General features: G+C 45.5%; 15 protein-coding genes and 1 pseudogene. 6 read left to right on the top strand and 10 right to left on the bottom strand.

Annotation, left to right across the window (positions count from 1 at the left end):
- The first annotated feature begins 72 nt into the window (after positions 1–72).
- Together pyrF and KHN79_RS05190 are read left to right on the top strand one after the other, a co-directional pair.
- Positions 73–774, top strand: coding sequence for an orotidine-5'-phosphate decarboxylase (gene pyrF / locus KHN79_RS05185; protein WP_182008165.1), 702 nt, complete (start codon positions 73–75; stop codon positions 772–774).
- A gap of 605 nt (positions 775–1,379) precedes the next feature.
- Positions 1,380–3,218, top strand: a complete 1,839-nt coding sequence (locus KHN79_RS05190; protein ID WP_182008164.1) for an extracellular solute-binding protein — start codon at positions 1,380–1,382, stop codon at positions 3,216–3,218.
- A 91-nt stretch (positions 3,219–3,309) separates the two neighbouring features.
- On the opposite strand, the gene KHN79_RS05195 is transcribed toward KHN79_RS05190, so the two are convergent.
- A complete protein-coding gene (locus KHN79_RS05195; protein ID WP_182008163.1) occupies positions 3,310–3,549 on the bottom strand; it encodes a hypothetical protein in 240 nt (79 codons plus the stop codon).
- Positions 3,550–4,283: 734 nt separating this feature from the next.
- Between KHN79_RS05195 and KHN79_RS05200 the strand changes: the two genes are divergently transcribed.
- The 3 genes from KHN79_RS05200 to KHN79_RS05210 are packed head-to-tail and all read left to right on the top strand — an operon-like array spanning position 4,284 to position 7,413.
- Positions 4,284–5,024, top strand: a complete 741-nt coding sequence (locus tag KHN79_RS05200; RefSeq protein ID WP_182008162.1) for a glycosyltransferase family 2 protein — start codon at positions 4,284–4,286, stop codon at positions 5,022–5,024.
- Positions 5,024–5,692, top strand: coding sequence for a VTT domain-containing protein (locus KHN79_RS05205; protein ID WP_182008161.1), 669 nt, complete (start codon positions 5,024–5,026; stop codon positions 5,690–5,692). Before KHN79_RS05200 ends, KHN79_RS05205 begins: the two co-directional genes overlap by 1 nt.
- Positions 5,689–7,413, top strand: coding sequence for a glycosyltransferase family 39 protein (locus KHN79_RS05210; protein ID WP_182008160.1), 1,725 nt, complete (start codon positions 5,689–5,691; stop codon positions 7,411–7,413). Before KHN79_RS05205 ends, KHN79_RS05210 begins: the two co-directional genes overlap by 4 nt.
- Before the next feature lie 79 nt (positions 7,414–7,492).
- Here the strand turns inward: KHN79_RS05210 and KHN79_RS05215 are convergent, their stop codons facing one another.
- The 9 genes and pseudogenes from KHN79_RS05215 to KHN79_RS05250 form a co-directional block, all read right to left on the bottom strand.
- The gene (locus tag KHN79_RS05215; protein WP_182008159.1) at positions 7,493–8,062 is read right to left on the bottom strand and encodes an ABC-type transport auxiliary lipoprotein family protein; all 570 of its coding nucleotides are present in this window, start codon (positions 8,060–8,062) and stop codon (positions 7,493–7,495) included.
- A complete protein-coding gene (gene pqiB / locus KHN79_RS05220; RefSeq protein ID WP_182008158.1) occupies positions 8,062–9,708 on the bottom strand; it encodes an intermembrane transport protein PqiB in 1,647 nt (548 codons plus the stop codon). The genes KHN79_RS05215 and pqiB overlap by 1 nt, the downstream gene beginning before the upstream one ends.
- Positions 9,701–11,023 (bottom strand): paraquat-inducible protein A, encoded by a 1,323-nt coding sequence (locus tag KHN79_RS05225; protein WP_182008157.1) that lies wholly within the window; start codon positions 11,021–11,023, stop codon positions 9,701–9,703. The genes pqiB and KHN79_RS05225 overlap by 8 nt, the downstream gene beginning before the upstream one ends.
- Before the next feature lie 127 nt (positions 11,024–11,150).
- Positions 11,151–11,717 carry a transglutaminase family protein gene (locus KHN79_RS21565; protein WP_244812628.1) on the bottom strand — a complete coding sequence of 189 codons (567 nt, stop codon included), beginning with the start codon at positions 11,715–11,717 and terminating at the stop codon, positions 11,151–11,153.
- An 84-nt stretch (positions 11,718–11,801) separates the two neighbouring features.
- A pseudogene (locus tag KHN79_RS21735) lies at positions 11,802–12,047 on the bottom strand (transglutaminase N-terminal domain-containing protein); the annotation flags it as partial.
- Entirely contained in the window at positions 12,029–14,347 is a 2,319-nt protein-coding gene (locus tag KHN79_RS05235) for a circularly permuted type 2 ATP-grasp protein (protein WP_244812603.1), read from the bottom strand. The gene KHN79_RS05235 and the pseudogene KHN79_RS21735, both read right to left, overlap by 19 nt.
- Positions 14,348–14,907: 560 nt before the next feature.
- On the bottom strand, positions 14,908–18,264 hold the full coding sequence (locus tag KHN79_RS05240; RefSeq protein ID WP_182008155.1) for a transglutaminase family protein: 3,357 nt from the start codon (positions 18,262–18,264) through the stop codon (positions 14,908–14,910).
- On the bottom strand, positions 18,261–19,205 hold the full coding sequence (locus KHN79_RS05245) for an alpha-E domain-containing protein (RefSeq protein ID WP_182008154.1): 945 nt from the start codon (positions 19,203–19,205) through the stop codon (positions 18,261–18,263). The genes KHN79_RS05240 and KHN79_RS05245 overlap by 4 nt, the downstream gene beginning before the upstream one ends.
- On the bottom strand, positions 19,205–20,662 hold the full coding sequence (locus tag KHN79_RS05250) for a circularly permuted type 2 ATP-grasp protein (RefSeq protein WP_182008153.1): 1,458 nt from the start codon (positions 20,660–20,662) through the stop codon (positions 19,205–19,207). The genes KHN79_RS05245 and KHN79_RS05250 overlap by 1 nt, the downstream gene beginning before the upstream one ends.
- Before the next feature lie 435 nt (positions 20,663–21,097).
- On the opposite strand from KHN79_RS05250, the gene KHN79_RS05255 reads away from it, so the two are divergent.
- Positions 21,098–21,700, top strand: coding sequence for a histidine phosphatase family protein (locus tag KHN79_RS05255; RefSeq protein WP_182008152.1), 603 nt, complete (start codon positions 21,098–21,100; stop codon positions 21,698–21,700).
- Positions 21,701–21,763 lie beyond the last annotated feature (63 nt).

Consider the following 21,763-nt stretch of genomic DNA (forward strand, 5'->3'; position numbering starts at 1 on the left):
TCCGCTGCATTTTTTTAGCCTTATGTTTAATAAGCAGAAAGTAACAAGAACCAAAATTAATTAGGAGATGAAATGTTCGACCAAAAAGTTATTGTCGCACTGGATTATGATAACCAAGCAGATGCGCTTGCGTTTGTAGACCGTATTGATCCTGCGTCATGCCGTTTAAAAGTAGGCAAAGAGATGTTTACTCTATTTGGTCCGGATTTCGTACGCGAGCTCCACAAACGTGGTTTCTCTGTATTCTTGGATTTGAAGTTTCACGACATTCCAAATACTTGTTCAAAAGCAGTACGTGCGGCGGCTGAGCTGGGCGTATGGATGGTGAACGTTCATGCAAGTGGCGGTGAGCGCATGATGACTGCGTCACGTGAGATTCTTGAACCATATGGTAAAGACCGCCCATTGTTAATTGGTGTAACCGTACTAACCAGTATGGAGCAAAGTGATTTGGCAGGGATAGGCTTGAATGTCGCCCCTCAAGAGCAAGTGATTCGTCTGGCAACATTGACGAAAAATTCTGGTCTTGACGGTGTGGTTTGTTCAGCTCAAGAGTCTTCACTGCTGAAAGGTGAGTTAGGTCAAGAGTTTAAGCTGGTAACTCCAGGTATTCGCCCTGCGGGATCTGAGCAAGGTGACCAGCGCCGTATTATGACGCCAGTTGATGCTATCCAGGCAGGTTCTGATTATCTGGTTATTGGCCGTCCTATCACTCAGGCTGCTGACCCGGCATCGGTACTGAAGTCAATCAATGATAGCTTAGTAAACATGTAACTGCGTAACTAGCTGTTTTATTGTCTAAAAAAGTGAAGTAGCAATACTTCACTTTTTTATTACTGCTGTTCAGTTTTAGGCTTAATGCTCTACCGCTCATCGACATCGGACTAGGGGATAACACTATATAGGTCACAGTTTCATAACATAAAGAGCTATGGTAAATAGAAAATGCAAGCGTGTGTTATTGATGGGTTGCGTTACAAATAGGTTGAGAATACTATGGCTGTGATGCATTTACTGCGTTGTAAGGTCTAGGATGACCTGGTGAATCTCATTGAAATAAATACCAATTGTAGTAAGCGACTGGTCGTATAGTTTGTTAAAGTACTCGATAAATTCGTTAGCTTTTCGTTTCAAAGCAAGTCGATTGTAGAATAACTACTTATCGAAAATTTTTGCCTTGTTCTCAAGCACTTTTCCTACGCTATTCCAGATCATTTATTTACTGAGATTGGTATTTATAGAAGTTGGCAGGACGTCACTTCGTATCATACGCCTTTTACGTTCCTATCTGTGTGCAATGTAATGCGCAGGTTTTGTGAGTTTCATTCACGGTTTTCCTTGTACTAGCCTTAGAACGCAAATCATAACAAGGAAGAAAAATGACCAAGAAACTACCGTTTTCAGTACTTGCGATATTAACCGCGACCAGCTTCCAGCTAAATGCGGCTGAATTGCCCGCTGATATTGAATGGACTTCAAATAATAATGAGCCCCTGTTCGCTTCTGAAGAAGCTGTTCATGGTGGCACTTACCGCACTTATATCCAAAGCTTCCCACAAACACTACGAAGTGTAGGCCCAGATGCAAACTCAGGTTTACGCCAGTATCTGATGGATGGCACGCCCAAAATGGCACAACGTCATCCCAACACGGGTAAATGGATTCCTCAACTGGCTAAGGCATGGGCGTTTGGGGATGATTTCAAAACGGTATATTTCAAATTGGATGAAACCGCAAAATGGTCCGATGGTGAAAAAATTACCGCAGATGACTATGTCTTTATGATGAAGTACTACACATCGAAAGACATTATCGATCCTTGGTACAACGACTTTTTCACCAACAGTATTGTCAGCGTAGAAAAGATTGACGATTACACTATCCGAGTTAACTTAGCCGTTGAACAGAGCCATGACTCTCTGATGGTGATGATCAATATGCCGAGTAATGGCTTCCAGCCTCGTCCAAAGCACTTCTTTGAAGGTGAAAAAGATGCCAACAATGATGGTATGCCGGATAACTTCGTGCGTAAGTTTAACTTCAAAGCAGAGCCTACAGCTGCGCCTTACTATTTAGATGATGTGAAAAAGGGTAAAAGCGTAACGTTCAAGCACGTTGGAGAAGACTGGTGGGGTTACAACAACCGTTACTATAAGAATCGCTATAACGTAGACAAAGTACGTATTACCGTGATTCGCGATCCTGACATTGCGATGAAACACTTCGAAAAAGGTAACCTGGATTACTTTGAAATGGTCTTACCGAATTACTGGCACGATAAGACAAATGGTGACGTTTATAAGAACGGCTATATTCAGAAGTACTGGGGTTTTAATCAGGCACCACAAGGTGCTGGCGGTATCTGGATGAATACTGCTATGCCTTTGCTAGATAACCTTGAAGTGCGTAAAGGCATTATGGTGGCTACTGATTTCGACGGCATGATAGAAAATATCATGCGTGGCGATTACTCTCGTAAGCCACATGGTTTAGGTTTCGGCCATGGTGGATACGATGATCCAAGCAATACACCACCTAAGTTTGACGTAAATGCAGCAGTTAAGCATTTTGAGCAAGCAGGCTTTGATAAAATTGGTGCAGATGGTATTCGTGTGAACGACAAAGGCCAGCGTCTGAGCTTTGCGATCACATACGGATATAACTCTTATACGCCGCGTATCGCTTTTCTGAAAGAGCAGGCGAAGCTGGCAGGTCTTGAGTTTACGCTTAACCTTGTTGATGGCTCGTCAGCGTTTAAGTACATCCTCGAGAAAAAGCATCAATTGGCTTTCTTGAACATGGGCTCAGGTGAAATTCCGGCTTATTGGGAATACTTACATTCAGATAATGCAAATAAACCTCAGACTAACGCGCACACTAACTTCAGCAGCCCTGAACTGGATAAACTGATTGAAGCGTATGACTCCGAGTTTGATCAGCAGAAACGCTACGATCTATCACACCAAATTCAAGATTATGTAAGTGAAGCAAATATTATTATTCCTGGATATATGGTGCCTTATTCGCGTGTAGCTAACTGGCGTTGGGTTAAGATCCCGAAAAATGGCATGACAAAAGCCACAGAGTGGGTTCTGCATCCAATGGATGTCGGTAACTTCTGGATCGACTCAGACGTGAAAAAAGAAACAGAAAAAGCGATGAAGAACGGCGACACTTTCCCTGAAGTCAGTGTTGTTGATGACCGTTACAAACTATAGTTTCAAGCTCAACCTATAAAAGTAAAGCCCCGTCCGATAATACGAACGGGGCTTTTTATTTTTCTCTGTGATTAGGGTCAACAACCTCTAGCTATCTGACCAGATAAGAAGCCTCTAAGAGGTAGGCTGTTACATCACCGAGCGACGAAAATGCTTTATCTATTGCTTTGAAGCGTTCATCAATAGAGTCGTTAGAGATGATTCGGCGAAATGTTATAAGCGATAAAGCTTCATTTTCTTTAAAAAAATTGTGTACGGCTTCTAGCTTAACTTTATGTATATGTTCAACCTTACCCAGCGCATTGGTTAAATCTGAAATGTTAATCGACATTGCTTCTCTGAATTATATGTTTACCCAAACACAGCGGCATGAGGGTGGACTTTTATTTCGGTGTAGAGTAGCACTAACGGATGAACTGTAGACTGACTGAGATCAACATGACTTCCTTATTCTCCTATGGTTGAATAAAATGCAGAGAATGAGATTGACTCTTATTTAATAGTTATTGTAGGGCGAAGTGTTTAAATAAGTTCATAGATATGAACATTGGTGAGTATTTGGTATGTGGCGATATTATTTATATTCCAAGACTTAGTTCTTCATATTAAATAAATATGAACATGGAAGATTTTTCTTAAGTATTTCTTATCGTTGTATTGTAGCGGCGAACTATTCTTTTCCCATATTTTCATAATTACCTAGAGCAAAGTCACGGTCTAAGATTTTAACTTTGTCTTATAAAGCGCTATCTCTTAATAAATCTTTACAATTCAACAAAATATTACTAATTTTGAGGATGGATTTTGCGATTGATCTGACATGTTTCCTCTATCTTTGTCTCGACGATACCTGAAGAGGAAACATTAGCTATTAACAATAACGGAGATATGTAGCGCGACTTTACACATATTATCGACATTGTTGAAGGTATCATACGCACCACAGGTATCCGTATAAGAAGGTATTGGTGAGTTTGTTTCGCGGTACCGAGATTTTTATAACAAGTAAAAAATGATTTTCTATAGGGTTTATCTCTATATGCAGTTTAAACAAGGTTAAAGCTCATGTTGCCGAGTATATCAGTCGTTATTCCTGCCAAAAATGAACAAGGAAATATAGGAAAGTTAGTTAAAGAAATTCATAACAGCTTGAAGGCTTGCCCTGAATTTGAAATTGTGATTACTGATGATGGCAGCACCGATAACACGGTGCAGGAAGCGCTAGATGCCGCACAGGAGTGCGGTTGTGATTTGCAAGTCGTCAGTCATGAGAAAAGTTGCGGACAAAGCACCGCAGTTTTAACAGCGGTCAAACACGCGAAAGGTGAGTGGATTATCACATCAGATGCTGATGGTCAGAACGACCCATCAGACATGCCGGGGATGTTAGAGCTAGCTGCTCAGGTTAAAAATCTTCACTTCTGTATCGCAGGTTATAGAGCAAAGCGTTTGGATACTACCTGGGTTCGTTTCCAATCTAAGGTCGCTAATACAATCCGGCATGCTCTATTAGGAGATGGTGTACCAGACTCCGGTTGTGGTCTAAAAGTCATCCCTAAAGCGACTTACCTGCGATTACCATACTTTGACCATATGCACCGTTTTCTGCCCGCGCTGATCAAATCACTTGATGGTGAGATTGTGGTTCATCAGGTAGCACACAGAGATCGGGAAGTCGGAACATCAAATTACAACGCCTGGAACAGAGCATGGGTCGGTATCGTGGATTTGTTAGGAGTCATTTGGTTGCAACGACGTACGAAAACCCCAACGGTTAAAGCTGTGAGTTGTGTGAATAGTAAATAATGAAGTGGATAAAGCTTTTTTTACTGATTACTGTTGGGATATTGATTGCAAATCAACTTGATAATCCCGTCCTAGTTCATTTAACAGATAAGAACTGGCTTGTTGGTTACATCCAACAAAATGGTATGACCGGAGAAATAATAATATTCTTCTTCAGTGTGGTCTTTTTATCTTTTAGCGGGCCAAAGCAAGCTATCGCATTGGTATTTGGGTATTTATTCAATATCAGCCTGGGCGTTACGTTAACGTTATTAGCATGTGTTATTGCCGCAACACTGAATTATTATTCTGCCAGGTTCATATTCGCTAACTGGTTATATCGACGGTTTCCAAAGAAAATGGTTAAATTTAATTCATTTTCTAGTCGTAAGCCGTTTTATAAAATATTGCTGTTACGGTTATTTCCTATTGGAAATAATGTTGTGACTAATGTTTTATCAGGTAGTGTTCGTGTGCCTTTTTTTGCATTTATTTCTGCAAGCATACTTGGTTATCTCCCACAAATTATTATCTTTGCTCTTATGGGGGCTGGCATCCATTCGTCAAGTAATGCAATGATATACCTAAGTATTTTCTTCGGAGTTATCAGCGCTGTACTTACCGGATTTCTTTACAGAGATCATATTAAGAGCCGAGTTGAACTATTGAAAATGGAAGAGGAACTATGAATCCCGTTGTCGCGAAGTCCAGACAAGTTTGGCAAAACGAAGGTTATTACCAGACTCTCTGCTTTTTGTTAATCCTCGCAATTATCATTATTTTTTCCGGTATAGGTTTGCGTGACCCCTGGCCTGCTGATGAGCCTCGCTTTGTTGAAGTCGCACGCGAAATGGTTCAGTCAGGGAACTGGTTTTTCCCGATGCGAGGTGGCGAACTTTATCCTGATAAACCGCCGGTATTTATGTGGTCGATGGCTGTATTTTACTGGCTGACAGGAAGCTTAAAAGCAACCTTTATGTTGCCGAATGCGATAGTTAGTCTGGTCGCATTAATTTGTTGTTATGACATTTCTGCCAAACTGTGGAATGTTAAAACCGCGCGAAATGTCGGCTTGTTATTATTACTTGCCCCTCAATTCATTATCCAGTCTAAAGCGGCTCAGATTGACGCTATGGTTGCGGCCTGGATTACTATTGGTATGTACGGGATGCTGAGACACTTCTTTATTAAAACCAGTTGGACTTGGTACTGCGTTGCCTGGATTTTTATGGGATTAGGTATCATCACCAAAGGGGTTGGCTTCCTTCCTGCTTTGTTTTTAGTGCCTGTCTTGGCTCTGCATTTTTCTGGTAATTATAGTTTTAACGAGTCGGTATCTTGGAAGCTATGGCTTGGCCCTTTATTCATGCTAGCTACGATTGCATGCTGGTTACTGCCGATGATGGCACTGGTTGAGACAAGTCACAACCCTGACTTTGTCGCTTATAGAGATAATATTTTATTTAGGCAAACTGGTGAACGTTACGCCAACTCTTGGGGACATATTCAACCGTGGCATTACTTTATTGTTAGTGTTATCCCGGTCATGTGGTTTCCGCTTTACTTTGTATTCTTCAATAAGAACTTCTGGAAACAATTACGTCTGTCTCCGGTGCTTGTCAGTTTGTTGGCTTGGATTGTACTGGTTGTGATCTTTTTTAGTATTAGCCCGGGCAAGCGAGGTGTCTATATTTTACCTGCGCTGCCTATGATGGCGATCTTAGCGGGCTGCGCTTTTAGCCATCAGTCCTGGCCTCTGTGGACCAACAAATTACTGAAAGCACTTATGCTGGTTTTGAGTGTCGTCCTATTTGTTGCTGCGGTGTTGGTTGCGCTTGAGGTTAAATCAATAACTAAACATTTGGATGATTACCAATCGGCATTGCCGTACGCAGCTTTCTTTTTAGTCGCGGCGATAATATGGACCATTGTATTCTTTAAGTCTCGCACGTTACCGACTATCGGGGCATATGGGCTTGCTCTGTCACTCACTTGGGTTTGGTATAGTTTTGCAGGTTACATGCTGATTAATCCTATCCGCACCCCTGCTAAAGAAATTATGGCTGAAGCTCATAAAGCGATTGGTGAAGATGGTGAGTTAGGTCTCACGCAATTTAAAGAGCAGTTCTTGCTGTTTTCACCGGTATCTTTGACTCATTTTAGTTACTTATCGAATCATTTAGAGCAAGAGCGAAACGCATGGCTGTGGATAAAAGAGAAACCTAACCGATATATTTTGACTCAAAGTGGGCGAGAGAAGGAATGTTTTGATGGCAGCCATGCAAAGAAGTTAGGAGTGGCGCATCGTCGAGAGTGGATTCTGCTTGATGAGTCGAGCTCTCTGGACAATTGCCAGCCGCCTGAAAGTATTAAAAGGTACGAGTTACATATAAGTGAGCCATACTCATGATAGGTAAGAGTTATACATAGAAATAGAAGGGGAGCATTGAGCTCCCCTTCTTGTTTATCTGCGCTAAAAAATCAGTGTTTTAAAGTTGTTGAGCAATGTTATTTGTGAGGTTATTCAGACCAGATGAAAGTGCATTAACCAACGCATCGTAGCCTTCGTCCTGTAAAGGCATCAGGATTTTCACCTGAGCACGGCGTTTTACTTTGCCATTTCCGTCAATCAGCATCCATTCGCCTTCAAGCTCTGCATTGCCTTGGTAATTACCGTTGAACCTATTTAAATTCAACTGCAGTTTGAGCTCACCACTCTGATCGAGGAGGTTGTGCACTTTCACTGGCCAATAGTGATTTTGCTTTTGGCGCAAATCATTAATCACTCGCTGAGTAATTTGTTCTGAAATGCTTTGTGCCCATAGATTATTTTTCGCCTGAACGACTTGTGATTCTGATGTTCGGTATACAATGCCGCTGTTATTGAGGTAGTTCGCCAGTTCGACAGGGCGTACCACTAACAGAGGACGGTCTAGTGACGCCGAACTACTTAGTGTCTGAGCGCCTGTCTGTGGTAACAAGTACATTGAGCTGGTCGTTTCTGGTGAGCTGCTGCAGCCTGCTAATAATGCAGAGGCCAGAAGTAATACACGTTTCATTATTTTTGCCCTCTGACAGGTACGGGATCGCTGACTTCATCTTCTCCAAACACTAAGGCGTTTGGCTTATCGTTCAGTTGCTTAAGTACAGGTTTAAACTCGGTCATCACTTTTTCAAGCTCTTTGAGTGTTGATTCTAACTCGTTGTACATGGTCGAGTTAGGACCATAACCATCCAATGTTTTTTGCAGCTGTTGCAGACTCTGGCGAATATCCGCCGGAATCTGTCGAGTATCGTTTTGGTTCAACAGCTTATCAATACTGCTTGCGACTCGTTCCGCTGAAGCGAGTGTGCGCTCTGACGTTTTCAGCGTTTCATTTAACGAGGTAAGCGTATCTTCCATCGGTAATTTGTTGAGTTTGTCCAGGAAGTCATTAATTTGCTTCTGCACTTGCGCAAATCCGCCACGCATCGTAGGAAACACTTCTAAGCCTAGAAATTCGTCTGGTTCGTATTTCTTATCGTCTGGATAGAAATCAGTATCGATGTACAAGGCTCCGGTAATCAGGCTACCTGTTTTGAGCGTAGCACGCAGACCTTTGGCAAATTGCTGTTTTAACTTGTCTCTGTGTTCCTCCATGGAATCCATGTGGAAGTGTTCATAGAGGCGGCCTAATTCGATACGTACCAAAACCGGAATTCTTTTTACTGAAAAGCTTTCTTCTTGTGTAGGGAAACGTAAAGGCACTCTCATAACCGTACCAATTCGAAGACCACGATATTCGACAGGGGCCTTAGCTTTAAGTCCACGCACCGATTCGTCAAACAACATCACAAACTCGATATATTCTTCATACAAGCCTTCGCGAAGCTGCTTAGCATCATCGTATAAACGGAAGCTCTCCATGTCTTTTGTTAACGGCTCACCAGAATCCATGCCGGGGATTGCATCAAACGTGACACCGCCTGTAAGAAGGCTTTCGAGTGATCCAAATTTCAATTCAAAACCTTCGGTATTGAGCTGTAGGTCTACGCCGGAATTTAGCCAGAACTTGGTCCCGGTACGGACCAGGCTATCGTATGGTTTAAAGAGAAACAGTTGATAAAGAGCCTGACGGGTCTCGACATCGAAACTGGTCTTCTCTACTCGACCTACAGTAAAGCCCTTATAGATAACCGGGTCACCTACGCCAAGCTTGCCAGCTTCTCTGTGAGTTAAAACCAGTCGCAATCCTTCAGCATCAGGTGCCGCAACAGGAGGTACATCAAGTACCTTAAATTCTTCTTTTTCTTGTTCTGATTTACCCGGTTGAAGCTGAATATAAGCGCCGGAAAGCAAGGTTTCCAAGCCAGATACACCGTCCCGGCCTATGCGTGGCTTGACGACCCAGAACATCGTATCGTCGCGTAACATGCGCTTTGCATCTTTGTTCATCTGCGCTTTGGCGATGATGTGGTCGTAGTTTTTGCTGAGCGTGACCTCTGTGATAACGCCGACTTTTACGTTGAGTGCCCGTATTTCTGTTTTACCCGCTTCAATTCCTTCTGCGGTAGGTAGCTGTAATGTTATCTGCGGACCAGTACTGTTGATGTATTGGAACAGCATCCATGCTCCCATTGCCAGAGCTAGGATGGGAATCACCCAGACAGAAGAAATCTGCTTTTGCGGTTTGATGTGAGCGGTTGTGTTGTTCTCATCACTCATATTTGGCTTTCTCTTCTAAATTGTTAGATATCGGTTTCTGCATATTGGATTGTGGAGAATGCCACAACAAACGTGAGTCAAAAATCATGGCAGAAAGCATGGTGAAAATGACCACCGCAGCAAATGACAGTGCAGCAGGGCCCGGATAAATCGCCATAAGATTGTGCAGTTGAACCAGCGCAACCAAAATAGCGACAACAAATATATCGATCATTGACCAACGGCCTATAAATTCAGTCAAACGATATATCTTTAAACGTGCAATGCTCTCTTCCGGTGGAAGGTATCGTGCTTTTTGTGCCTGGTAATACAGCCAGGCAAGAGCAAACATTTTTGCAATTGGTATAAATACACTGGCAAAGAAAATCACCATAGCAATCGGGTAGGAGCCTAGTTGCCAGAGCAGTATCACCCCTTCCATGATGGTTGAACCTTCTGAGTGTCCCAGGCTGACGGTATACATCATTGGATATAGGTTGGCCGGGATATAGAAGATCACTGAGGCGAACAGCAACGCCCAGGCTTTTTGCAGATTGTCTGTAGGGTTGAATTTGTGCAAAGTACTCTGGCACCGTACACAACGCTTGTCGTCAATGTGGTTTATCTGGTGACATGTGTGACAGCCGATATGGTTGTGATCGTGATGGGTATCGCCTTCATTTATATCCGGGAGTTTTACCGGCGGAATAAAATGCCCCCACAGCCAACTTCTGTCTACCATTGAAACGCACTTTACAACTAAAACCGTGTAGATGCAGAACGCCCAGAATGAACTCCCCATGCCGACATCAGCAAGAGAAGCAATTTTAATCAAGCTGACTAAAACTCCGATGAGAAACACATCGACCATCAGCCAGGGCTCTATCCGGAACAATATCCGGCACAGTACTTTGGCTATGCGTTGTTGTTGTCTCGTTGCCTGATGGTTCCTTACTTTCAGGGCTTTAAGATGAAGAAAAAGAATCAGGCTGATATAGATTGCAGGCAATGCGATAACTGTTGCCAACAACAGGATACCAAGCAACACGTTTTTGAATTCCGCCAGCATCTTTGCTGCATGTAAAAGTGTAATTTCTTGTGATAAACCTTGCACACTAAATGACATAAACGGAAATGAAATACTTAGCACCAGCATGATCAAACATGCGGAAGATACCGCAATGACACTTTGATAAGGCCTGGCGTTAACTCTTGTGAGCGAGTGAGAGCAGCGCGGACATTGAGCCTTCTGCCCTTGCTCAATGTCAGGAATGCGGACAACAAGGCCACATTCTTCACATGAGATTAACTGCTGTGAGTTTGGTTGAGTATTCATAGGCAGGATTCTAGATCATTTATCCTAATAATACTCTGTTTTTACAGGATTTGCTGAATAGGAAACAGTATTTAGTGTTTTGTCTCGGGCAATTAATCTCTGATTGGATTTTACAGAGTTAACGGTCTCAAACTCTGGCCACATCCACGGAAACATTGAGGCTGTGGGTTTCGCCGCCATCAAACACGACTCCCTGTAGTGGGGGAAGGTCAGCGTAATCGCGTCCCCAGCCGGTCACGATATGCTGGTCATGAGCGATGAGATCGTTAGTCGGGTCAAACTCGACCCAGCCTAAATCAGGCACAAAAATCGCAAACCAGGCGTGAGAAGCATCGGCACCTATCAGTTTTTCCTGACCCGGAGGCGGCAGGGTTTCGATGTATCCACTCATGTAACGCGCAGCAAGGCCGACAGAACGCAGGCAGCCTATTGCCAGTTGGGCATAGTCCTGACATACGCCCCGTTTCTCTTTGAGAACTTGTTCCGTCGGCGTTGTCACGTCAGTTGCTGTCGGATCAAACGTAAACTCAGTAAATATTTTATGAGTAAAGGCCGATGCCGCTTTTAGCACTGGCTGATCGTCGCTGAACAGTTCCTGGGCGTATTTCCTGAGATTTTCGGATCGCTTGATTTGTAGTGAGTCTAGGCAATATTCCTGCGCTAACCTGATCTCTGGACTCTCAGCTTGAGCCATAATGCTTCGGAGCTCGCCACAGGTGAGCGCATGGTTCTCGACAAGATTGGCCCAATTATGCGGCTGCACCTCAAGGATGCTGGTGACATCTATAGTTAGTTCCTGATGCGGCTCCTGAATAGAAAAGTAAAAGGTTTCGTTGCCGAAGTAATCCTGCCCTTCATTTTGATACAGCGGCCTTGGTGTCACCTTTATCTTCCGGTTAAAACAGCGCTGGTTTGAGGTATCTCTCGGTAACAGGTGCGCCATGTTATAACACAGGGTTACCGGAGAGCTGTAGGAGTAGGTCGTTTTGTGCTGGACTTTGTATCTCATACATCCAATTTCCATTTGGGTTTAATCAACTGCTGTGGTCCCGCAGTGTGATCAAAATATTTATCGCTGATAAGTGAGGTAAACTGCTCCAGTTGGGCGATGATTTTATCCATCAGAGCGGCAAATTCTTCCCTGTTCTGAGTTTTCGGATTCGCCTTCGACAACTGTTCCAGGTCCGTAAGCTGGATATCGTTAAGAGTCAGCAGGATCAGTCTGTCCTCGTTGCTCAGTCCACCAGGGATAAAGGTGTTGCTGTGTGGCAACATATCGAGAAACTCTTTCAGCTTTTCTGTCTGATAAACCAGAGAACGTGGATTCGATGGATCGACCATCAATAGATCCAGGCCAAACGGCACTCGGGTTCGAGTGCGATAGCGCCTTCTGAACGAAATCAGAGCTTCCACACTTAGTAGGACAGATTCCAGCACTTGTTGCTGCGGAAAATTCTCCAGTCTGTCGCTTAAGGTTGACTGCAACATTTTTGCTGTTTGAATAGCTCTTTCAGTACGCTGGCCAATCTGCTGAAATATCCAGTCCTGACCTCTAAGCATACTGTCATTACTAAGCCCCGATAATGCCAGCAGCATGGTCATCAGGTTATCCAGAGTCTCTTCCGGAGCCTCAGGCAGACCGTTGACGTAGGCTCTGTCCAGCTCATTGAGATGATCACGCAGCTTATTAAGCACAATCCGTGTGTCGGCAGAGAGGCGATCCCGCACTTGGTCTGCACAGGAGAGCATCGCCAAAAGGTTGGATTTTATGCTGCCAGTCCGATTGCCGTTTACTACTAGATCCGCCAGTTCTGTCTCAGGGTTTTCCAGCATGTCGGGACTACCTTCTACAAATCCGGGCAGGCAGTTGGTTTGTAAAGAGATCGCCTTTAGCAGAACGTTTCTTGCCTGAGGTGTAAGCTCTTCGATACCATTCAGCTGTTTAAATAACACCCGCATGAGGCGAATACTCAGCTCTGCACGTTCAGCGTACCGCCCGAACCAGAAGAAATTTTCTACCACGCGGCTAGGTACGTTACCGTGCTGAGCAACATTAAAGCCTGACTCGTCAAGCAGTGACTGATGAGTCTGGTCGGGTTCGTTAGCGGTTATCCAGGTATCTTTACTGCGAGCGCCGGAAAGGCTGGTCACTATGTAGTCGTTGTCTGTCTGTGTCACCCTGCTTAATGCGCCGGGCATTACGCAGTAACTGTTTCCATCAGCGACAGTAAAGGCTTTCAGTAAGCTATGTCGGCTCTTTACTTTAGAACCTGAACAGACTGGTACTGTGGAGCCAGGAATATAAGTCTGGGCAACAAAATGTTTCGGGTTAGCCTTGATCATCTCCAGTGTTTTTATCTTTTCTTCCTCCGACAAGCAGTGACCGTAAATGGTCTGGCTGCGTGCTTGTCGATAAGAAGGCTTGATAATCAGGTGTTCTAGGTTTTGTGTTACAAACTCTGTTGTGCCTTCAAGACCACACCAGTAACTATCAACGCTATGCAGTTTCAATGGTTCGCCAAGTAAGTACTCACATATTTGGGGCAGAAATGCCATCAGAACCGGAGATTCGAGAACTGCGCTGCCAAGCGGGTTGGCCATTACCACATTGCCACTTCGCGCAGCTTCAAGTAGTCCGGGGATACCAAAGCTAGAATCAGGTTTCAGTTCAGACTGGTCACAGTCGTTGTCGTCAGTGCGACGCAGGATGACATCAACCCGAGATAAACCAGATAGGGACTTCAGCCACACTTTACCATTTCGTACTGTTAAATCTCCGGCCTGTACCAGAGGGTAGCCTAAGTAATTAGCTAAATAAGTGTGTTCAAAGTAAGTGCTGCTTCCTGAGCCTGGTGTTAAAAGAACGATTCGCGGTGTATCGGTCCTATGCGCCGCAAGCTGGCTGAGCGTGTTTTTCATGGTCTGGAAGAAGCTGGAAAGGCGTCTTACATTGCTGCGGCGGAATACGGAGGGCAGTACTCTGGATATGACAGTACGGTTTTCCAGTGCATAACCTGCTCCGGAGGGAGCCTGAGTTCTGTCGCTGATAACCACATAGGAGCCGTCGGAGTCACGCACAAGATCGATGGAATGAAAGATGAGATTTTTCATTCCCGGTACATTGATACCATAGCACTGACGTAGAAAGCCGGGGTGGGCATAAATGATCTCTGCCGGGATTACGCCGTCTTTAATAAGTCGTTGTTCGCCGTAAATATCTTTGAGGATCAGGTCAAACAGTTCTGAGCGCTGTGCCAGTCCCTTTTCTGTTTCTTCCCATTCGCTTTGGTCGATAATATTGGGCAGAACGTCAAGCGACCACACTGTTGGTGAAAGCGGGTCGTTTTTCAGATCATAAGTCGCACCGTCATCTCTAAGAATTCTCTGGGCACGTCTTTGTAAATCCTGCAGACTTCCGTCTTTCAGTTTCTCGAAATGAGTAAAAAGAGGCTGCCAGTGCAGTCTGATATTTTGGATGTCATCATACGCCTCATCATAGGCATTTTGGGATGCCTGATCAGGACCAATCAGGGGCGGATTTTCCGCCCCCCCCGGTTAAGTCTGAAACGAATTGACTCATAGTATATTTTGGCCACTACCTTATGCGTTATTGCCTAGTATATACCACTGTATAACGACAACCATCTCAGTGGTGAGTGTATGATCTAAATTGCGCGATGTATTTAACCTCAGCTCGGGATAATCTAAGCCAGTCAGCACCACTCTTTTAGCACCTAACTGCGTTAAAATCTCCGCAATAGACTCGTTATTGACTTGTGATTTTGCCTTGTTATCCATCTAAAATTGCTGCACTGACTTATCAGTTCGGCTAACTATGTGAAAGATAGAGTTATATAGACTTTCTTATCCCGATCTGAGGTTATTTAGCCAAACCGGCTACTGCGTTTTCGCAGATCCAGTGTATTTGGATACTCGTGACATACTTCCTCTGTTGGTGGTGCCATCGGGCGCGGTGCCGTTTTGTTCGGGTAAAAGCTGCGCAGAGCATTGAACTCAGGCGGCGGGGTAAATGGTCCTTGAGTAAAGCCGTGATCCCAGAAACGGTTTACCCTTCGAGCCTCGGCCTCGTTGCCGTTAACCGGTAATGTCTCATAGCTTCTGCCTCCGGGGTGACTTACATGGTAAGTGCAGCCGCCTATAGAGATGCCGTTCCAGCTGTCTATCAAATCGAATACCAAAGGTGAATCGATTCCCAACGTAGGGTGCAGCGCAGATGGCGGAGCCCAGGCTCTGTAACGTACTGCCGCAAGGTATTCTCCCTGCCTGCCTGTTGCTTTCAATGGTACACGGCGACCATTACACGTAAGAACATAGCGGCTGTCTGTCATCCCGCTCAGGCGTACTTGCAGACGCTCAACCGATGAGTCAACAAAGCGGCTGGTGCCTGACTGAGTGATTTCCTCGCCAAGTACATGCCATGGCTCGATAGCCCAGCGCAGCTCTATTTCAATGTCGTCTATCTGCTGCCTACCGTAATGAGGAAAACGGAACTCCTCAAAGGGTGCTAGCCACTCCAGCTTAAACGGGAAGCCGTGACGCTGAAGATCGTCTACGACGTATTTGATATCCTGCCAGACGTGGTAAGGCATCATAAACTTATCATGCAGGGCGGTGCCCCAACGTATCAGCGGTTTGTGGTAAGGATCTTTCCAGAAGCGTGCGACCAAACAACGAAGCAAAAGCGTCTGTACCAGCGCCATTCTGGCGTGTGGCGGCATCTCAAAACCACGGAATTCGAGCAGCCCTTGTCTGCCACTGCTGGTACCTGCCGCATACAATTTATCGATACAGAACTCGGAGCGGTGAGTGTTGCCTGTTACGTCCACCAACAGGTTTCTCATTAGCCGGTCTGCCAGCCACGGCTGATCTACCAGACCGTCAGGGAAGTTCTGGAAGGCGATTTCCATCTCGTAAAGCGCTTCTTCACGGCCTTCATCCGGACGGGGAGCCTGACTTGTCGGGCCGATAAACATACCGGAGAAGAGGTAAGAAAGGCCTGGATGGTGTTGCCAGTAGTTAACCAGGCTGCGCAACAAATCCGGCTTTCTCAATAGAGGGCTGTCTTCTGGTGTCGGGCCGCCGAGAGTAATGTGGTTGCCGCCGCCCGTACCCGTGTGGCGGCCATCGAGCATAAATTTCTCAGTACCTAAGCGGCAGTGATGAGCCTGTTCGTAGAGAATTTCAGTGTTCTCCACCAGCTCCTGCCAGTTTTTTGCGGGGTGAATATTAACCTCAATCACGCCCGGATCCGGGGTGATAAGGAACTTCTGCAAGCGGTAGTCTTTTGGTGGCTCGTAACCTTCAATAACAATCGGGATAGAAAGCGCACTGGCTGTAGATTCTATTTGGTAGATAAGCTCGACATAGTGCTCCAGATGAGTAACTGGCGGCAAAAATAGGTGCAGTCGACCGTCTCTTGGTTCGACACAGATTGAGGTACGGACGACCTCTACCGTCTTTTTGCTTTGCTCACCTTTTTCCTGTGACCTTACCTGTAAATTGGCCGCTCGCTGGCGTTGGGTCTTACTATCACCCGATGAGTAGACCGGCAGGTCCTCTCTGGATTCAAACGGATCGCGTTCAGGCGGGATCTCTTCTTCACTGAGCTGAGGAAGAGAATCCAGCGGCAGGCGGTACCCCATCGGACTGTCTCCGGGAATCAGTGTGATAACGTCACTTCGCATCGGCCACAGTGAGCTTCGCCAGCCTTGCCCGTCAAAGGAAACCGGAAGCACATACCCGCTGATGCTTTCCAGCCCGCGTCCAAGTACTTTTGCCAGACGGCGTCTTTCCAAGTCATCATTAAGTTTAGCCTTTTTCGGGTTGGCTGACTCGGGGAGAGAGCGCTCTAACCAGAGATAGTAAAGTGAGTCCTCATAGGCTGGCTGAAGATATTGTGTATGGATCCCCAGCCGTTTACAAAGCAATGTGCCGAAACGCTCAGCATCTTCAATCGTATGCTGGTAATCTTTGTCCACCCGAGCGAGCAGAGACGGATCATGCCACAGTGCCTCGCCATCGGTGCGCCAGAAACAGCCAAGCGCCCAACGTGGTAACTCTTCACCCGGGTACCACTTACCCTGACCGTAGTGGAGCAGGGCTTGAGTGTTAAACTTGTCTTTCAGACGGATGAGCAGATCTTTAGCCAGCTTCAGCTTATCCGTGCCTAACGCTTTGGTGTTCCACTGCTCTGAGTCCATATCATCAATGGAGACAAATGTCGGTTCCCCACCCATGGTAAGGCGTACATCCATCTCATCAAGTTTTTCGTCCACAGCATAACCAAGCGCTTTGATGTTTTCCCACTCGTCATCCGTGTAAGGCTTGGTCACCCGAGGGTCTTCATGGATTCGAATCACCGTATTGCTGTATTCAAACTCACATTCGCACTCGTCGGTCGCACCGGTAATCGGCGCGGCAGATACAGGGTCTGCGGTGCAGGCTAGTGGAATGTGTCCCTCTCCGGCAAACAAGCCGCTGGTTGGATCAAGACCGACCCAGCCAGCTCCGGGCAGATACACTTCGCACCAGGCGTGTAGGTCGGTAAAGTCTTCTTCCGGTCCGGATGGGCCGTCTAAAGATTTGATATCAGAGGTCAGCTGAACCAGGTAACCGGAAGCAAAGCGTGCTGCCAGCCCAAGGCTGCGCAGAATTTGAATCAATAACCAGGCGGTATCACGGCAGGAACCTTTCTTCAGTTTTAACGTTTCCTGACAAGTCTGCACGCCGGGTTCCAAACGAATACCGTATTCTATCTCTCCTGCCAGCTTACTGTTGAGTTCCACCAGAAAATCGACGATTCGCTTTTCACTCCTGTCGACATCTGCCAGCCACTGGTCTAACTCTTTACTCGTTTCGGTCACCGGGAGGTAAGGAGCGAGTTCTTCCTGTAAAAGATTCGAGTATTTGAACGGGTAGTTCTCAGCGTACTCTTCAATAAAGAAGTCGAATGGATTAATCACCGTCATATCCGCGATGACTTCCACTTCGAACTTCAGCTCACGCATCTTTTCCGGGAATACCAGTCTGGCCTGATAGTTACCAAACGGGTCTTGCTGCCAGTTAATAAAGTGCTCTTCCGGCTCTACTTTGAGTGAATAACCATGAATATGGGTGCGTGAGTGAGGGGCTGGTCTCAGTCTCAGTAAGTGAGGTGATACCTTTACGTCGCGGTCGAACTTATACGAGGTCTTGTGCTGAATAGCTACACGTATAGTCATGCTACCTCTCCATGGTCAAAGTTGAACCAGGTTTCACAAATTTCAGCCTGAAGGCTTATTAACGCCAGCTGTATATCGTTCAGGTAATCACTGAACTCCTGACAAATACTCTCGTTTTGTTCGATGTTATAAGTGGTTGCAAGTAACTGCTCGATATGCAGGATAATTTCTTCGTGTCGGGGCAGGTACGTTGCTGCACTTTTGATCTGCTTGAGGCAAAACGCTTGTGAACGAGGGAAATCTTCATCGGTGAGCAAGAAGGTCGTAGTATTCACACCATCGATACCACAGCGCATGGTGCGAAGGTAGTTCTGATAAGCACTTTGTGATTTGAGTACTTTCGGCCAGATTATCTGTTCCAGCAACACCTCTTCTTCCGGGAGGGCCTTTATCTTTAGGCTAACGGCTGAGTCCAGAATACGCGTATTCATATCCGCACGTTCCAGATAACGCCCCATAATAATGAAGCTCCAGGCCGCATCTCGGCTCATCGCATTGCTAAGCAGTCCGATAATCTTTCGGCAGCCTTCGAGTACGTTATTGAGGTAGTCATACCGTTCACCGCGGCTGATTCCTTTTTGCAGATTCTTACGGGCGTAGATGTCCAGCTCATTAATCAGCTCCCACATCTCCTCGGGAACGACGTCTCGGGTTGTGCGGATGTTCTCGCGCACCATCTTAAGAGAAGACAACATCGAGCCTGGATTATCCTCACTGGCAAGCAGAAAGCGCACCACGTTTCTTTCGTTCTTCTCTTTGTACTTCTTAGTAAATTCCGGCACATTGCCGCTTATCTCTATCAGGTTGTACCACGAGATGCGGACATCTTTTGGCAAATCAAACAACAGCTCATCGTAAACACTGATCAGACGGACGATATTTTCAACGCGTTCCAGGTAACGAGCACTCCAGAACAGTCGTTCAGCAACTCTTGATAACATCACTTAGCTCCTTCTGTTTTTACGATCCAGGTATCTTTACTGCCGCCACCCTGAGAGGAGTTAACCACCAGAGAGCCTTTTTTCATTGCAACTCGGGTAAGGCCGCCAGCGGTTACATAAGTTTTCTTGCTCTGCAGGATAAACGGTCGCAGATCCAAGTGTCTTGGCTCCAGTTTTCCTTTTTCTATCAGTGTTGGTGCTGTAGAGAGTTTAAGTGTTGGCTGGGCGATATAGTTGCGAGGATTTTTCTTAATAAGATCGGCGAAAACTGCCTGCTCTTTCTTGGTGGAGTGAGGGCCGACCAACATGCCGTAACCGCCGGATTCGTTAGCCGGTTTTACCACGAGCTTGTCTAAGTTTTTCAGCACGTATTCACGGTCGTCTTCATCTTCACACAGGAAGGTTTCTACATTTGGCAGGATAGGCTCTTCATCGAGATAGTATTTAATAAGCTGCGGTACATAGGCATAAACGACTTTATCATCTGCGACACCAGCTCCCGGCGCATTAGCCAGAGCAACGTTACCCTTTTTCCAGGCTCGCATCAGTCCGGGTACGCCAAGCATGGAGTCGGGTGAGAATACTTCGGGGTCAAGGAACATGTCGTCGATACGACGGTATATAACATCGACTCTTTCCGGACCGTAAATGGTTTTCATGTAGACGCAGTCATCTTTACCGACGTAAAGATCACCGCCTTCGACTAACTCAGCCCCCATCTGCTGAGCGAGGAATGCGTGCTCAAAATAGGCTGAGTTATAGATACCCGGTGTGAGAACAACGATCTCCGGTCGTGGAACGTCTCGTGGGGAGAGCGCTTGCAGCGTATCGAGCAACTGAGAAGGGTAGGAGTCTACTTTTCTGATATTGTCGTTTTCAAACAGCTCCGGTAGTACCCTTTTGGTCACGGCTCGGTTTTCTAGCATGTAAGACACGCCGGACGGAACGCGGAGGTTATCTTCTAGGACATAGAACTGACCGTCATCAGCTCGCACCAAATCGGTGCCACAAATATGCGCCCACACACCAAAAGGGGGCGATACACCGACACATTCGGGACGGAAATTTTTTGATTCTTTAATGATATGGGCGGGAATAATGCCGTCTTTAATGCAGTTCTGATCGTGATAAAGATCGTCGATAAAACGGTTGAGTGCGGTAAGGCGTTGCTTCAATCCTTTTTCAGCAGCTTCCCAGTCTTTAGCGTCTATTGTTCTGGGAATAATGTCGAACGGCCATGCTCGGTCGATGTTGCCTTCTTCGGTATATACCGTAAAGCTGATGCCCATTTCCTGAATGGTAGCTTCCGCTGCCAGCTTACGTTTATCAAGCTCTTCAGGGGGCAAACTGTCGATATAGCTTAACAGTCTGCATGACGAGTCTCTGAATTTACCTTCGCTGTCTATCAGCTCGTCAAAGTACTCTCCACAGTCATAACCTTCGGTTAATTTGCTCATAGCGGGGATCCATCCTCTAGCTTTTGAAACACATTTCCCAGCCGGATTGAACCTTTTATCCATGGCAGCAATTTCCGAAATTCAAAAAGAATAACCGGCAGGGCTTGAAGTTTCTGTTTTGATTAGTTTTATTTCATAGCTAATGCATCATTATGAGTATGCATCTGGTTCATTGCAATAATAATAAAGCAAATAACAGACCGGATATTTGAGAGTCATCTAACATTAATAATTTGGTGGTGAACTGAGTAATAAAAGGCAGGTTTTTTTGCTGTTGGCTGTTTACGTGTTTTGTGAGATGTCGCGCGCGATATTGTGCTTTCTTTCTTGAACAAGAAGCAACGTCACTGAGTCAATACTGACCCAAATAGTCGATTTTGAGTGAATGAGTTTTTTGAGTTAGTGTTCTCGCGTTATCAGCGTTAAGGGTTAGTTATGGCGAGAAGAATATTTGTACTAAGGCATGGTGAAACACGATTTAATTCAGAACGTAAGTTACAGGGGCACTGCAACTCGCCACTGACTGAAAAAGGAGTGATGCAAGCTAAAAACTATGGCCTGGGACTGCGGGATTATTTGTCGGTAGGCGATATAGAGGTTCATTCGAGTTCTCTAGGGAGAGCAGTTCAAACCGCAAGGTTAGTGTGTGAGGAACTGGGGTATCCGACTCAACTTATCGTTGAAGATGACAGATTGAAAGAATTCAACTTAGGTGATTGGGAACAAAGAACGATACCCAGTCTGGTAACAGAGTATCCAGATTTACTCGAACAAAATGACTGGTATCTGCAAGCGCCGAATTCAGAGACTTCTGAATCAGTAAAACGACGCCTACAGAGTTGGCTAGTGGATACTTCTGCGAATAAAGATATCGTGGTAATCAGCCATGGGCTCACAGGGGTTGTTTTAAGAGGTCTTTTACTAGGTTTAGATTATGAAGGCGTGTGGCAGCAGGACTTACCACAGGATGCGTTTTTCATCATCGAGAACAATAAAGTACAGCGGGTTAACTGTGCAGAAAGCAGTTTAGCGGTATAGAAAACTGCTGTGGTTTTAATTAAGCTACTTTCCAGTTTAGTTGAAGGGCGTTAGCTTAATCTC

The organism is Vibrio sp. B1FLJ16, from assembly GCF_905175385.1.
In the GTDB taxonomy this organism is placed as follows: Bacteria; Pseudomonadota; Gammaproteobacteria; order Enterobacterales; family Vibrionaceae; genus Vibrio.

What these genes read in the sequence shown, in the direction of transcription:
- KHN79_RS05195 (WP_182008163.1), bottom strand. Translation starts at nt 3,549, where the DNA reads ATGTCGATTAACATTTCAGATTTAACCAATGCGCTGGGTAAGGTTGAA.
- KHN79_RS21565 (WP_244812628.1), bottom strand. Translation starts at nt 11,717, where the DNA reads ATGGCTCAAGCTGAGAGTCCAGAGATCAGGTTAGCGCAGGAATATTGC.
- KHN79_RS05190 (WP_182008164.1), top strand. Translation starts at nt 1,380, where the DNA reads ATGACCAAGAAACTACCGTTTTCAGTACTTGCGATATTAACCGCGACC.
- KHN79_RS05225 (WP_182008157.1), bottom strand. Translation starts at nt 11,023, where the DNA reads ATGAATACTCAACCAAACTCACAGCAGTTAATCTCATGTGAAGAATGT.
- KHN79_RS05240 (WP_182008155.1), bottom strand. Translation starts at nt 18,264, where the DNA reads ATGACTATACGTGTAGCTATTCAGCACAAGACCTCGTATAAGTTCGAC.
- KHN79_RS05245 (WP_182008154.1), bottom strand. Translation starts at nt 19,205, where the DNA reads ATGTTATCAAGAGTTGCTGAACGACTGTTCTGGAGTGCTCGTTACCTG.
- KHN79_RS05210 (WP_182008160.1), top strand. Translation starts at nt 5,689, where the DNA reads ATGAATCCCGTTGTCGCGAAGTCCAGACAAGTTTGGCAAAACGAAGGT.
- pyrF (WP_182008165.1), top strand. Translation starts at nt 73, where the DNA reads ATGTTCGACCAAAAAGTTATTGTCGCACTGGATTATGATAACCAAGCA.
- KHN79_RS05215 (WP_182008159.1), bottom strand. Translation starts at nt 8,062, where the DNA reads ATGAAACGTGTATTACTTCTGGCCTCTGCATTATTAGCAGGCTGCAGC.
- KHN79_RS05200 (WP_182008162.1), top strand. Translation starts at nt 4,284, where the DNA reads ATGTTGCCGAGTATATCAGTCGTTATTCCTGCCAAAAATGAACAAGGA.
- pqiB (WP_182008158.1), bottom strand. Translation starts at nt 9,708, where the DNA reads ATGAGTGATGAGAACAACACAACCGCTCACATCAAACCGCAAAAGCAG.
- KHN79_RS05205 (WP_182008161.1), top strand. Translation starts at nt 5,024, where the DNA reads ATGAAGTGGATAAAGCTTTTTTTACTGATTACTGTTGGGATATTGATT.
- KHN79_RS05255 (WP_182008152.1), top strand. Translation starts at nt 21,098, where the DNA reads ATGGCGAGAAGAATATTTGTACTAAGGCATGGTGAAACACGATTTAAT.
- KHN79_RS05250 (WP_182008153.1), bottom strand. Translation starts at nt 20,662, where the DNA reads ATGAGCAAATTAACCGAAGGTTATGACTGTGGAGAGTACTTTGACGAG.